This is a genomic window from Shewanella sp. BJSY2023SW007 (assembly GCF_047314525.1).
GTDB classification, from domain to species: Bacteria; Pseudomonadota; Gammaproteobacteria; order Enterobacterales; family Shewanellaceae; genus Shewanella; species Shewanella chilikensis.
This window is the reverse complement of sequence record NZ_JBKORL010000028.1, coordinates 55,810-70,395: the sequence shown is the minus strand read 5'-3', so window position 1 is coordinate 70,395 and position 14,586 is coordinate 55,810. Positions and strand designations below refer to the sequence as shown.

The 14,586-nt window shown below is 50.1% G+C and carries 12 protein-coding genes; 3 read left to right on the top strand and 9 right to left on the bottom strand.

Annotation, left to right across the window (positions count from 1 at the left end; genetic code table 11):
- Window positions 1-340: 340 nt before the first annotated feature.
- Complete coding sequence (gene ccoG / locus ACMHXE_RS06110; RefSeq protein ID WP_101057250.1) at window positions 341-1,768, bottom strand: cytochrome c oxidase accessory protein CcoG; 1,428 nt, start codon at window positions 1,766-1,768, stop codon at window positions 341-343.
- An 87-nt stretch (window positions 1,769-1,855) separates the two neighbouring features.
- Between ccoG and ACMHXE_RS06105 the strand changes: the two genes are divergently transcribed.
- The 3 genes from ACMHXE_RS06105 to ACMHXE_RS06095 all read left to right on the top strand — a co-directional run bounded on the left by ACMHXE_RS06105 (window position 1,856) and on the right by ACMHXE_RS06095 (window position 3,555).
- Window positions 1,856-2,206, top strand: a complete 351-nt coding sequence (locus ACMHXE_RS06105; protein WP_101057248.1) for a hypothetical protein — start codon at window positions 1,856-1,858, stop codon at window positions 2,204-2,206.
- Window positions 2,207-2,316: 110 nt separating this feature from the next.
- On the top strand, window positions 2,317-3,219 hold the full coding sequence (locus ACMHXE_RS06100; RefSeq protein ID WP_413731674.1) for a 1,4-dihydroxy-2-naphthoyl-CoA synthase: 903 nt from the start codon (window positions 2,317-2,319) through the stop codon (window positions 3,217-3,219).
- A gap of 132 nt (window positions 3,220-3,351) precedes the next feature.
- Complete coding sequence (locus ACMHXE_RS06095; protein ID WP_101057244.1) at window positions 3,352-3,555, top strand: DUF2061 domain-containing protein; 204 nt, start codon at window positions 3,352-3,354, stop codon at window positions 3,553-3,555.
- A gap of 47 nt (window positions 3,556-3,602) precedes the next feature.
- Here the strand turns inward: ACMHXE_RS06095 and glmS are convergent, their stop codons facing one another.
- From glmS to atpA, 8 genes are all read right to left on the bottom strand, one after another.
- Window positions 3,603-5,432, bottom strand: a complete 1,830-nt coding sequence (gene glmS, locus ACMHXE_RS06090) for a glutamine--fructose-6-phosphate transaminase (isomerizing) (protein WP_251766931.1) — start codon at window positions 5,430-5,432, stop codon at window positions 3,603-3,605.
- Window positions 5,433-5,456: 24 nt separating this feature from the next.
- Window positions 5,457-6,227, bottom strand: coding sequence for a DeoR/GlpR family DNA-binding transcription regulator (locus ACMHXE_RS06085; protein ID WP_101057240.1), 771 nt, complete (start codon window positions 6,225-6,227; stop codon window positions 5,457-5,459).
- A gap of 222 nt (window positions 6,228-6,449) precedes the next feature.
- On the bottom strand, window positions 6,450-8,540 hold the full coding sequence (locus tag ACMHXE_RS06080; protein ID WP_226565536.1) for a TonB-dependent siderophore receptor: 2,091 nt from the start codon (window positions 8,538-8,540) through the stop codon (window positions 6,450-6,452).
- Window positions 8,541-8,721: 181 nt separating this feature from the next.
- Window positions 8,722-10,086, bottom strand: coding sequence for a bifunctional UDP-N-acetylglucosamine diphosphorylase/glucosamine-1-phosphate N-acetyltransferase GlmU (glmU, locus tag ACMHXE_RS06075; RefSeq protein WP_335917714.1), 1,365 nt, complete (start codon window positions 10,084-10,086; stop codon window positions 8,722-8,724).
- 153 nt (window positions 10,087-10,239) lie between these two features.
- A complete protein-coding gene (locus ACMHXE_RS06070; protein WP_025011732.1) occupies window positions 10,240-10,668 on the bottom strand; it encodes a F0F1 ATP synthase subunit epsilon in 429 nt (142 codons plus the stop codon).
- A 36-nt stretch (window positions 10,669-10,704) separates the two neighbouring features.
- Complete coding sequence (gene atpD, locus ACMHXE_RS06065; protein WP_039035954.1) at window positions 10,705-12,093, bottom strand: F0F1 ATP synthase subunit beta; 1,389 nt, start codon at window positions 12,091-12,093, stop codon at window positions 10,705-10,707.
- A gap of 35 nt (window positions 12,094-12,128) precedes the next feature.
- The gene (atpG, locus tag ACMHXE_RS06060) at window positions 12,129-12,989 is read right to left on the bottom strand and encodes a F0F1 ATP synthase subunit gamma (RefSeq protein ID WP_039035953.1); all 861 of its coding nucleotides are present in this window, start codon (window positions 12,987-12,989) and stop codon (window positions 12,129-12,131) included.
- Window positions 12,990-13,039: 50 nt separating this feature from the next.
- Window positions 13,040-14,581: a F0F1 ATP synthase subunit alpha gene (gene atpA / locus ACMHXE_RS06055; protein ID WP_039035952.1), complete on the bottom strand. Its 1,542-nt coding sequence runs from the start codon at window positions 14,579-14,581 to the stop codon at window positions 13,040-13,042.
- Window positions 14,582-14,586 lie beyond the last annotated feature (5 nt).

Here is a 14,586-nt window from a genome sequence, read left to right as displayed (position 1 = left end):
CAATCCCTTAGGCGCTGTGGCCATCGGGTCAGGGCTGCGTATTCTACGCTTTCCTGCTGCGGCGTCAAGAGGTATTTACCATCTTTTTTCGCCTGCCGTTGAAAGGACTCAAACCCTCTTTTCTTCGACCCTGTCACGTCTTTCGCGTTGCCGCTGTACCGTGTCAGTGGGAGCGCATTATAGGGAGCCTGAACTTTTGTGCAAGAGCTAAATCTTAGAAATACAGGATTAATTTATCGTTCGCTCACAAAAGCAGCCAAACGGCCAAAAAAGCGATATTTTTTGATGAAAAAAGGGGCTCTCGCCCCTTTTTATCCATCTAAGAATTGTTTCTTAAAACTTAAGGCCCGAAGAAACGTGACTCCTGTTTGGCTTCAACCGTCTCACCATCAACTTCAGTAGTGACAATAAAGTCTATCTTGGTAATAGGACGTTTCAGCTCAACAGGGTCGACCGCCACACTGATAGGCAGCGTCAATACTTCACCGGCCGCAATCTGCACTGTTTGTGGGCCATGCCACTTATAGTTGTTCAACCCATCAATGTGCATCTGGTACTCGTGGGCCGTTTCCGTTTTGTTCAATATCTTCAAAGTGAAGGTATTCTCTGTCATCCCCTGAGTGTTCTCAGTATAGAGCTGATTCCGGTCACGAATGATATCGATGCGCACAGGGGCGATATTGGCACTGGCGTAGATAAACACCAAAATCATCGCGGTAAGCACAACACCATAACCCACCAGCTTGGGACGCAGCACTTTTTCCTTGATCCCTTCCAGTTTGTTTTCCGTGGTGTAACTGATAAGGCCTTTGGCATATCCCATACGTTCCATGGTGGAGTCACAGGCATCGATACAGGCGCCACAGTTGATACATTCGTACTGCAGGCCATTACGGATATCAATCCCTGTCGGACAGACCTGAACACAGAGATCACAATCGATACAGTCGCCCAGCCCCAGAGCTTTGGGATCAGCCTTACGGGAGCGGGGACCGCGAGTTTCACCACGCTTGGTGTCATAGCCAACAATATAAGTGTTCTTATCGAACATGGCAGCCTGGAAACGCGCATAGGGACACATGTGAATACACATAATTTCCCGCATCCAGCCGGCATTACCATAGGTTGCCAGAGTGAAGAGAATGACCCAGAAGTACACGGCGCCGCTGGCCTGTAAGGTAAATACCTCGAGGTATACTTCTCTGGAGGGCACAAAATAAGACACAAATGTCATGGCCGTCAGCAAGGAGATCAGCAACCAGGCAGTATGCTTGGCCGTTTTGCGCCAGAGCTTGTCAAAACTCCAGGGCATCTGATCCAACTTCATCCTTTTGTTGCGTGCCCCTTCGAGCTTTTCTTCAAACCAGATAAAAATGAAGGTCCACACCGTCTGCGGGCAGGTGTAGCCGCACCAGACCCTTCCCAGGTAGGTAGTGACAAAAAACAGTGCAAAGGCGGCAATCATAAACAAGGCCGCCAGCAACGTCAGATCCTGAGGCCAGATAGTCAAGCCGAATACATGAAACTTCTGCTCCGCCAGGTTAAACCAGACTGCCTGCCTATCCCCCCAGGGAAGCCAGGGCAAGATGAGGAAAAACAGCATAGCTATCCATCCCATCCGCCGCCTTAACGTACTCCAGAGACCATCAACCGCACGAACGTAAATTCGGTTGCGAGGATTAAAGCGGTCTGCTTTACTCGCATCAGGCTGGTGAATCTTGATTCGATTGGCTTTCGAATAATCCTTATTGCTCGACTCTTCACTCATCTTTACAGCCTTTTACTGCTTATTGTATAAAAACTGGCGTATTATACCTTGTAACACAAGGGTTATTAACCTTAGTTGGACTAAATGATGAAAGGCTGGATTATTTTGGCAATATTGGCCGGAGTGCTTTATTACCTGGTCACTCAGACGGATAAGCTCGATGAGCCCATTGCCCAAACCGAAGCATTAGTAAAGAAAATTGAACGCAAGCTGGATGCCATGACGGGCACGCAGATCATTCGTCTCGATCAGAGAAAGGCCCGCCTCAAGGCAGATATTGCCGAGCGCTTGTCGGCTTATGAGCTACAGGAGCTGGACGGCATACTGACCACGCCAGATACCCTGATGGACTTCAAAGACGAGTATTGTCGCGGCAATGTCATATCTCATCCGGTTTTCAGCAAAGATAATCTGTTATTCATCTGCGATAACCTCTGAATAAAGCCGCGGGTTTTGTCGACAGTCGCAAAACCCGCACCTGAAATCATTGACCTCCCATGCCAATCCACCTAGCCTTTGAGCCATTATCAATATAGGGGCTGCTTGTTATGACATCTTTTGTTTCCGATACTTTTGAACCTGAATTGTGGGAAGAGGTTGCTGGGTTCGCTTTTGAAGACATCACTTACCACAGAGCCAAATCTCAAGGTACGGTGCGAATTGCCATTAACCGTCCCGACTGCCTGAACGCTTTTCGTCCCAAGACGGTTGATGAACTTTACATAGCTCTGGATCACGCCCGGCAATGGTCTGATGTAGGTTGTGTGCTGTTAACGGGTAATGGTCCATCGGCCAAGGGGCAATATTCCTTCTCCTCCGGTGGCGATCAGCGTATTCGCGGCAAGGACGGCTACAAATATGAAGGTGAGGAAGCCGGTAAGGCCGATTTGGCTCGCATGGGCCGCCTGCATATTCTCGAAGTGCAGCGCTTGATCCGCTTTATGCCCAAGGTCGTCATAGCCGTTGTTCCCGGTTGGGCGGTCGGTGGCGGTCACAGCTTGCATGTGGTGTGCGATCTGACACTGGCATCGAAAGAACATGCCGTTTTCAAACAGACAGACCCGGATGTAGCCAGCTTTGATTCCGGCTATGGCAGTGCTTATCTGGCGAAGATGATAGGCCAGAAGCGGGCAAGAGAAATATTTTTCTGTGGCTTTAACTACAGTGCCGATGAAGCTTTTGCCATGGGCATGGTTAACCGTTCGGTTCCTCATGCAGAACTTGAAACCAAAGCTCTGCGCTGGGCCAAGGAGATCAACTCCAAGTCCCCAACCGCAATGCGCATGCTCAAATATGGCTTTAACCTGCCTGATGATGGTTTGGTTGGCCAGCAACTATTTGCCGGTGAAGCGACCCGTTTGGCCTATGGCACAGCCGAGGCCCAGGAAGGCCGAGACGCGTTTCTTGAAAAACGCGATCAGGACTTTTCCAGCTTCCCTTGGCACTACTGATAGTCTTAGACGACTAAAGGCCGCATAAGCGGCCTTTTTAATAGATAAAAACGGTCAAATTAATCTGTTAAACTCTCTTTCAATTATTAATGAGAATTATTATCATTAAATTATCAAGAGAGGAGAACCGCCATGATTAAGACAATGACCTTTGCCATACTGCACTTCAGCGTAGCCTTTACCATCACTTATCTGCTTACCGGAAGTGCGCTTATAGGTGGTGCAGTGGCCCTGATAGAACCCAGTATCAACACAGTTGTTTTCTACTTCCACGAAAAGGTCTGGAAGAGGTACGAAGCAAAAAAGCAGCAGCGGCTGACACAATTAACCGCCTGAGCATACACTCAGGCGATTAGTGGCAACACTTTCAGGCTTGAGCCCAATTACTCAACAGTAACCGACTTGGCCAAGTTTCTTGGCTGATCCACATCAGTCCCTTTGATCAGGGCAACATGGTATGACAGCAACTGCAGCGGAATGGTGTAAATAAGCGGTGCCATAAACTCATCACAATGTGGCACAGGAATTACCTTCATGGTGTCATCGGATGCAAATTCAGCATCAACATCGGCAAACACATACATCAAGCCACCACGGGCACGCACTTCTTCCACATTGGACTTAAGCTTTTCAAGCAGTTCATTATTAGGTGCCACCACTATCACAGGCATGTCGGCATCGATCAGCGCCAATGGTCCATGTTTCAGCTCTCCGGATGCATAAGCTTCGGCATGAATATAGGAAATCTCCTTCAGCTTCAGCGCACCTTCCATCGCTATGGGGTACTGATCGCCACGTCCCAGGAACAGGGCATGACTCTTATCGGCAAAGTCTTCTGCCAGCTCGGCAATGGCATCATCCAACCCCAGAGCCTGCTCCACTTTAGCCGGCATAGACTGCAGACTCTGGGCGATTGCCGCCTGCATTTCCACACTCATGCTGTTATAACGTCCCAGTGCCGCCGTCAGCATCAACAAACCGGCCAACTGTACGGTAAAGGCCTTGGTGGAAGCCACACCTATCTCGGCACCGGCTTTCATCATATATGCCATGTCGGACTCGCGAACCAGCGAGGATCCGGGGGCGTTACATATGGTCAGGGTTGCCTTGTACCCCATCTCTTTGGCCAAACGCATAGCCGCCAGGGTATCGGCCGTTTCACCGGATTGAGAAATAGTGACCAACAGGCTGTTGGGGAACAGATGCGACTTGCGGTAGCGGAATTCAGAGGCGATTTCCACATTACAGGAAACGCCGGCCCAATCTTCCAGCCAATAACGTGCTGCCATACCGGCATGGTAACTGGTACCACAGGCAATGATCTGTACGTGTTTGATATCTTTGAGAAGCTCGGCTGCATTATCACCAAAGGCACTATCCAGCACCCGCTGCTGGGCAATTCGGCCTTCGAGAGTACGGGCCAGCGCCATTGGCTGCTCATAGATCTCTTTAAGCATATAGTGACGATACTCGCCCTTGTCACCGGCATCATGGGTGATTTCAGATTCTTTCTTTTCACGTACAACCGGGTTACCGTCCAGATCATAGATATGGACCTCACGGCGAGTCACTTCGGCAACATCGCCCTCTTCAAGGAAGGCAAAAGTACGGGTCACCGGCAGCAGTGCCAGCTGATCCGAGGCGACGAAGTTTTCTCCCAGACCAAAACCTATTACCAATGGGCTGCCACTGCGGGCGACCACCAGCCGCTCAGGGTCACGGCGGTCGATGACCACAGTGCCATAGGCACCTTCCAGTTGTTTGACTGTGGCTTGTACCGCCGCCAGCAAACTGGGGGCAGACTTGAGCTCATGGTCAACCAGATGACAAATGACTTCTGTATCTGTATCTGAGTTGAACTGATAACCCAAGCCCTTGAGCATCTCCCGCAATTTAGCGTGATTTTCAATAATCCCGTTGTGCACCACGGCTATGTCACTGCCGGATTGATGTGGATGCGCGTTGCGCTCACTGGGCTCACCATGGGTCGCCCAGCGGGTATGGGCTATGCCGGTACCACCGGCCAAAGGAGCAGTTTGCAAAGCATCGGCCAACTCCTGCACCTTGCCAACTCTGCGGGTACGGGTCAGTTCACCTTGGTGAATGACAGCCACACCGGCCGAATCATAGCCACGATATTCCAGGCGTTTCAGTCCCTCGATCAAGATTTCAGCAACATCCCTTTGCGCTACTGCGCCAACAATTCCACACATATCAATATCCGCTTAGTTTAAAGTTTACGCTGTAAAAGGGGCCAAGATCAGCTTTACCCCTTGATTTGAAATACTTTCAGCGGCTGCATCTGGCAGCCTATTATCTGTCACCAGGGTAGTGACTAACTCCCAGGGCAACTCAAGATTAGGAATTCTGCGACCCACCTTTTCCGATTCGAGCAACACCACTACATCCCGAGAAACATCCGCCATCACCCGGCTGAGTCCAATCAATTCATTGAAAGTGGTGGTGCCTCGCTGCAAGTCAATGCCATCGGCGCCGATAAAAAGCTGGTCAAAGTTGTAGGATCGCAATACTTGCTCAGCCACCTGTCCTTGAAAAGATTCGGAGTGGGGGTCCCAGGTGCCCCCCGTCATCAAGAGTGTGGGCTCGTTTTCCAATTCATGTATCGCATTGGCCAACTGCAGGGAATTGGTCATGACCACCAGCCCGCGCTTATCATTGAGCTCAGGAATAAGCCCCAAAGTGGTGCTGCCACAATCTATGATGATGCGGTTATGATCTTTGATAAGTCCGGCAGCGGCCTGAGCTATGGCCAACTTGTTGCGGGAAGGTGGTTCAGACAAGGTCTGGGTTATCTCTTGAGGAACGACGACGGCGCCACCATAACGACGCAGCAGCAAACCGGTTTTCTCCAGGGCTGCCAAGTCTTTACGTATAGTCACTTCCGAAGTTTCAAACTTCAGCGCCAAGGCATCGACACTGACTTCCCCCTGCTGCTGCAGCAGGGTAACTATGGCGTGACGCCTTTGTTGAGTGTTGCGTTTGGTCATTCCAGACTGAATAAGTTTCGATTCGAAAGGAGAATTATATAACTTCGAAACCTAAACGCAATTACTGAGTGAAAAAAGCCGTTAGTAATTCAGCCGATATACAGGCATGCCTTAAAGCCAGCCCGAGCCTGGGCGCATCGCAAGAAGCATTAGATTTCATCCATAAAAAAATGCCGGTCACGGAGTGGCCGGCATTGCTGTTAGCATGATATCTATTGGCGATTAAAACTTGGCTTCCAGCGCCAGGCTCACATGACGACCTTCACCCACAGTCACGTCAGTATTGGAACCGCCGGCAAGATATTCTTTATCAAACAGATTCTTCATGTTAACCCTTACGCTGACATCTGTTCCCATCACATCCATGGTATAGGCGGCGCCCAGGTCAAAACGTACATAACCATCTTTGGTGATCATATTCTCTTTATCAGCAAATCGTTCACCGACATAGACGGCACCAAAATTCAGAGCCAATGCTTCTGTCATCTCATAACGGGTCCAAATATTGGCCGACCATTCAGGCGCATCTATCGGCGTTTTACCATTGAGGCTATCTTCTGCAGGGCGATCATACTCTGCATCCAGGTACATCATGGAACCTGTCATAAACCACTTATCACTGAGTCGTCCCTGAGCACCCATCTCAAACCCTTTATGACGCTGTTCACCACTCTGAGTGGTTATTGACTCACCAGCTCCCAAGTCTTGAGTCACGGTAACATTGGAGACGGTTATATCAAACACGGCACCTGTCAGTAATAATCCACCATCGAACAGTTCCCACTTGGTGCCAATTTCGTACTGTTCCCCATATTCAGGATCCAGATTCATCTTGTCATTGACATCATTAGGATCATTAACGCTCCCTTGGGGACTGAAGCTCTTTGAGTAATTCACATAGATACTGCCGTTATCCATAGGCGAATAGATCACCCCAAATTTAGGTGAAACGGCATAGCTGTTGTTCCCGGCACCATCCTTCTTTTGTTCGTCATAACGAACACCGGCCAACAGTTTCCACTGTTCATTGATAGTAACCAGGTCCTGAATATAAAAACCATAATGCTTATAGTCGCTTTCACTGAGTGAAGTATCGTTATGATAGTCCAAGCCTGGATTTGCGATGGGCTGGCCAGGCATGACAGAAACACTCGTGCCTTTTTCGCGCAACTGTCCATAGTAATAGTCCAACATATTGGCACCGATCAGGAACTGATGTTCCAGAAAGCCGGTACTGAAGTTACCGGTAATATCAATGAACCCTGTTTTATGTTGCCAATCATCATAACGATCGAATGGACTCACAGTGTAGCCATCTGTAAACGGGTCCTCAGAACCTTTGATCAAGCTTGGAAGAGAGTCCAACCGTTGGCGGTTGAACTGCTGATCATTGTAGCCGGCCTTCACTTTCCAGTTATCGCTGATAAAGTAAGTGAGTTCGGCCCCTAAATTTTCGATGGTATTGTCAGTAAACGCCCATGGCATATCCCAGATAATATCCCGGCCACCAATGAGCTCTCCCTTGCTGTTCAACCAACCACCACGATCTATTCCGGTTTTATCTTGGGTGCGGTCATATTTCAGTGACAGCAAAAGATCATCGGTAATATCAAACTCCAGATTCAGGTAGCCCAGCCAACGATCTCTTTCCTGATTTTCACCATTCTGATATTCGCGCCAATACTGGGTATCCTGCTTAACCAACACAGTGCGATAACGGATAGTTTGGGCTTCATTGAGACTACCACCGGCGTCCAGCTGAAAACGGGTAGAGCCGTTGTCATCGGTATCAAACCCCAGGTTAAACAGTGTGTCGTAGGTCGGCTTCTTGGTTACCATATTGATCAAGCCTCCAGGGCCTGACTGGCCGTAGAGCATACTGGAGGGGCCCTTAAGCACTTCTACCTGCTGCAGGGTTTCAATAGGTTGCACATAGTGCGACCACTGCTGCTGACCATTGATCAGGTACCCAGAACCTGAGTCCAACTCAAAACCACGAATATTAAATACCTGGCGATTCCATTTTTCACTGCCACTGGTCACGCTTGAGTCATTCACCAATACTTCAGCCAGGTTGGTTGCCAGCTGTTCATCGGTAACAAAGTCGGGGATAACGGTAACGGATTGAGGTGTATCCATCAGATTGATATCACCACGCATCGCGCCTGAGGCGACGCCGGTCTTATAATCATTGAAGCTACGGCCGGTAACACTGATACGTTCAATATCTTCTGGTACTTGCTCTGCCGCCAGTGGCATTGAAGAGATAGCAGCCACCACAGCCATACCTACACAGGAAAACTTAAACCTCATAATCACCTCATTCTCTATGCCGGACCGGCAATCAGTTTTATTTTTGCCAGCAAATATAAATGAGAAGGATTAGTATTTAAGTTTCTTTACAGATATTTACAATTAAATATGATTGACTTCAAACCCTTAAACGGGTTTGTGAGATAGAAAGCACCCGAGTGGGTGCTTTCATTTAGAGGAATTATTTCTTGTGCTTTTGTGGACGCTTCCAGCCCTTGATATGTTTCTGCTTGACCCTGGTGATAACCAGTTCATCGACGCCGACATCACGGGTTACAGTGGAACCAGCTCCCAGAGTGGCTCCCTTACCTATGGTGACAGGAGCAACCAACTGGGTGTCACTACCAACAAACACCTCATCTTCAATAACGGTCAGATGTTTGTTGGCGCCATCATAGTTACAGGTAATGGTACCGGCACCTATGTTTACCCCTTGACCAATTTGTGCATCCCCGAGGTAAGCCAGGTGTCCGGCCTTGGAGCCAACGCCAAGTACGGCTTTCTTCATCTCAACAAAATTGCCTATGTGGGCATCCTGCTTAAGTTCAGCACCCGGACGTAGACGAGCAAACGGGCCGGCACTGGCGCCATCACCCAACTTGGCGCCCTCGATTATGCTGTAAGGCTTAATCTCGGCGTTGTCGGCAATCTCACAATCGATAAGGATAGCCCCGGCGCCTACAGTCACGTTATTACCCAGCACCACTTTACCTTCGAAGATCACATTGATATCGATCATCACATCCATGCCGACAGTCACTTCACCGCGAACATCGATACGTGCCGGATCTCTGAGATTGGCACCATCCAACATCAAGGCTTCAGCACAGCGTTGCTGATAAGCACGTTCCAACGCCGCTAGCTGCACCCTGTTGTTGGCGCCTTCGGTCTCTATGGAATTAACTGGATGAGCCGTATCTATGGCCACCCCATCGGTATGAGCCATGGCGATCACATCGGTAAGATAGTACTCGCCCTGAGCATTATTGTTTTCCAAGCGCCCGAGCCAGTTTTTCAATTGTTTGCCCGGCAATGCCATGATGCCGCTGTTGATCTCATTAATCTTGAGTTGCTCGGGAGTAGCATCTTTCTGCTCGACTATGCCAACCACCTTGCCATGCTCGCGCACCATACGGCCATAGCCACTTGGATCATCCAGATGTACCGTCAGTACGGCTACGCCATCGTTTTGCCTGGCAGCAAGCAGGGCTTCCAGTGTTTCCTTACGGGTGAGGGGAACGTCGCCATAGAGCACCAATACAGTGTCATTGTCATCTATATGGGGAATCGCCTGGGCTACCGCGTGGCCTGTGCCCAGTTGTTCAGCCTGCAGTACAAAGTTAAGCGGTTGCTCGCCCAGCTCCGTCATCAGCTTGTCGCCGCCATAACCGTAAACCAGATTGATCTTGTCGGCATTAAGTGAATGAGCCGTATCAATCACATGCTGCACCATGGGCTTGTGGGCAACCTTATGCAGAACTTTAGGCAGATCTGAACGCATCCGGGTCCCTTTCCCGGCAGCGAGAATTACAACATTCAATGACATGAGAGATTCCTTTTCTTTGGGCTGGCGCAAGTGTACCGGAATCACGGTAAAAATGCAGCGCTCACGCAGCTTGGAAGCTTGCAAATCTGCTTGGGCAATAGGAATAACAGACACAAAAAAGGCGCCCTGAGGCGCCTTTTTTCAGCAGTGCTGTTATCTGGCAATGTTCTTCTTGATGGTCTCAACGACCCGCAACTGAGCCACGGCCTTAGCCAGTTCAATTGCTGCCGCAGCATAATCGAAGTCAGCACCGGCATCGGCCATATGGGCTTCTGCACGACGCTTGGCTTCTACTGCGGCCTGCTCGTCAATCTCATCGGCACGCATTACAACATCAGCCAATACGGACACGGAGTTGGGTTGAACTTCCAGTAAACCACCTGAAAGGTAAAACACCTCTTCCTGACCATTTTGTTTGACGATGCGCGCCATGCCAGGTTTGATATTGGTCAGCAGCGGAGTGTGGCCGGGCATAATACCCAGTTCACCCTCAGAACCTGTTACCTGTAAATGGGCAACAAGGCCTGAAAAGATTTTGCTCTCTGCACTGACGATATCAAGCTGTACTGTCATGGCTGCCATCCCGTTCTCCTTACCAAACTATGCAATATTGCCTAGTTATTTCTTGTTGGCTTTCTCAACGGCTTCGTCGATAGAACCAACCATGTAGAACGCTTGCTCTGGCAGGTGATCGAACTCACCGTCCAGAATTCCCTTGAAGCCACGGATGGTGTCTTTCAGGGGCACGTACTTACCTGGAGAACCGGTAAAGACTTCAGCTACGTGGAATGGCTGAGACAGGAAACGCTCGATCTTACGGGCGCGGGATACTGTCATCTTGTCGTCATCTGACAACTCGTCCATACCCAGAATAGCGATGATGTCTTTCAGCTCTTTGTAACGCTGCAGAACTGTCTGTACACCGTTTGCCACGTCATAGTGCTCTTGGCCAACAACCTGTGGATCCAGCTGACGAGAGGTGGAATCCAGTGGGTCAACCGCTGGGTAGATACCCAGAGAAGCGATTTGACGAGACAGTACCACAGTCGCATCCAAGTGGGCGAAGGTGGTTGCCGGGCTTGGGTCAGTCAAGTCATCCGCAGGTACGTATACCGCTTGTACCGAAGTGATAGAACCCACTTTGGTAGAAGTAATACGTTCTTGCAGAACACCCATCTCTTCAGCCAGTGTTGGCTGATAACCCACAGCAGAAGGCATACGACCCAGCAGTGCCGATACTTCGGTACCAGCCAGGGTGTAACGGTAGATGTTGTCAACGAACAACAGTACGTCACGACCTTCGTCACGGAACTTCTCGGCCATAGTCAGACCGGTCAGAGCAACACGCAGACGGTTACCTGGTGGCTCGTTCATCTGACCGTACACCATGGCTACCTTGTCCAGTACGCCTGAGTCTTTCATCTCGTAGTAGAAGTCGTTACCTTCACGGGTACGCTCACCTACACCGGCGAATACGGACAGACCTGAGTGGGCTTTAGCGATGTTGTTGATCAGTTCCATCATGTTAACTGTCTTACCAACACCCGCACCACCGAACAGACCTACTTTACCACCCTTGGCGAACGGACATACCAGGTCAATAACCTTGATGCCGGTCTCCAGCAATTCAGTGGTGTTAGATTGCTCTTCATAAGAAGGAGCATCACGGTGGATGATATAACGCTCATCTTCACCGATAGCGCCCGCTTCATCCACAGGCTCACCCAGAACGTTCATGATACGGCCAAGGGTCGCAGCCCCAACCGGAACGGAAATTGGTGAACCAGAGTTTTCTACCTCGATACCACGACGCAGACCATCGGAAGAACCCATGGCGATGGTACGAACTACACCACCACCCAGCTGTTGCTGAACTTCCAGCACCAAGCCTTTACAGGCGCCTTCGCCTGTGATCTTCAGAGCGTCATATACCTGAGGTACGGTATCTTGTGGAAACTCAACGTCCACAACCGCGCCAATCACTTGGACAACAGTACCTGTGCTCATGATTAATCCTCTAAAACTTGTATTCGTTACCCAGCCTAAACCGCGGCTGCACCTGACACAATTTCCGACAGTTCTTGCGTAATCGCCGCCTGACGGGCCTTGTTGTATACCAGTTGCAGATCATCGATCAGCGTGCCGGCGTTGTCTGTTGCTGCCTTCATGGCCACCATACGGGCAGCCTGCTCGGAAGCAATGTTTTCAACGACACCCTGATACACCTGAGACTCCACATAACGAACCAAAAGCTTGTCCAACAAGACCTTTGGATCTGGCTCATAGATGTAGTCCCAGCGATGCGCTACGTCATCTTCGTCTGATTTAGGCAAAGGTAGCAGCTGCTCGATCACAGGAGTCTGCGTCATGGTATTAACAAACTTGTTGAATACCACATACAGACGATCCAGCTTGCCTTCGTTGTAAGCCTGGAGCATTACTCGCACAGTACCAATCAGGTCAGCGAGCTTGGGAGCATCACCTAAACCTGAAGCATGGGCCTGCACCTTGCCACCAAAGCTTTTGAAAAACTGAACACTGCGAGCACCGATAGGGCAGAATTCAACTTCCGCACCTTGCTCTTTCCAGCTTTTCACGTCTGCGACAACCTTCTTGAACAGGTTGACGTTCAGACCACCACAAAGGCCACGGTCGGTTGCCACTACTATGTAACCAACCCGCTTGGGTTCTCTCACCTCCAGGTAGGGGTGTTTGTACTCCAGAGAACCCTGAGCGACGTGACCGATCACCTTACGCATGCTCTCCGCATATGGACGGCTTGCAGCCATGCGGTCCTGCGCCTTGCGCATTTTGCTGGCTGCCACCATTTCCATGGCGGACGTGATCTTCTGAGTGTTTTTCACACTCGCGATCTTGGTTTTAATCTCTTTAGCGCCGGCCATCTCTACTCTCCAATCTGGACCTGAGGTGCCTTATGACACCTCGCATGTATTTACCAGGTTTGGGTTGCCACGAACTTGTCGAGACCAGCCTTCAGCTCAGCTTCGATTTCGGCATTGTAATCACCGCTATCGTTGATCAGCTTCATCAGCTCAGCATGCTCGCCGTTCATGAAAGAGAGCAGAGCGGCTTCGAAGTCACCGATCTTCTTCAGCTCAATACCTTTCAGGTAGCCTTTTTCAGCTGCAAAAATAGATACAGCTTGGTCAGCTACGCTCATAGGAGCGTATTGCTTTTGCTTCATCAGTTCGGTTACACGCTCACCGTGCTCCAGCTGGGCACGAGTTGCATCGTCAAGGTCAGACGCAAACTGTGAGAACGCAGCAAGCTCTCGATACTGTGCCAGAGCAGTACGGATACCGCCGGACAGTTTCTTGATGATCTTGGTCTGAGCCGCACCACCTACACGAGAAACAGAGATACCTGGGTTAACCGCTGGACGCAGGCCAGAGTTGAACAGGTCAGTTTCAAGGAAGATCTGACCATCGGTAATAGAAATTACGTTGGTCGGTACGAACGCAGATACGTCACCTGCCTGGGTTTCAATAATTGGCAGAGCGGTCAAAGAACCGGTCTTGCCTTTTACTTCGCCATTGGTGAACTTCTCAACGTACTCTTCGTTCACGCGGGAAGCACGTTCCAGCAGACGAGAGTGTAGATAGAATACGTCACCTGGGTAAGCTTCACGGCCTGGTGGACGCTTCAGCAGCAGTGAGATCTGACGGTAAGCAACGGCCTGTTTGGACAGGTCATCATAAACGATCAGTGCATCTTCACCGCGGTCACGGAAATATTCACCCATGGTACAACCAGAGTATGGTGCCAGGTATTGCAGGGCAGCCGCTTCAGAAGCAGTAGCAACCACAACAATAGTGTTGGCCAGAGCACCGTGCTCTTCCAGCTTGCGTACTACGTTGGCAATAGTAGAAGCCTTCTGGCCTACTGCAACGTACACACACTTGATGCCGGAATCTTTCTGGTTGATGATGGCGTCGATAGCCATCGCAGTTTTACCAGTTTGACGGTCACCGATGATCAGCTCACGCTGACCGCGACCGATAGGGATCATGGCATCAACCGCCTTATAACCGGTTTGTACCGGTTGAGATACGGATTGACGCTCAATAACACCAGGAGCAATCATTTCAACAGGCGCAAAACCATCGTTGTCGATTGGTCCTTTACCGTCGATTGGCTCACCCAGAGTGTTAACAACACGTCCCAGCAGACCACGACCCACTGGAACTTCCAGAATACGGCCAGTGGTTTTAACTTTTACGCCCTCAGCCAAACCGGCATAAGGACCCATAACTACGGCACCTACAGAATCACGTTCAAGGTTCAACGCGATTGCATAACGGTTGCCAGGCAGTTCGATCATCTCACCCTGCATTACATCGGCCAGGCCGTGAATGCGGATGATGCCGTCACTGACCGAAACGATAGTACCTTCGTTGCGGGCTTCACTGACGACTTCGAACTGCTCGATCCGCTGCTTAATCAGATCGCTGATTTCAGTGGAATTCAGTTGCATGCTCA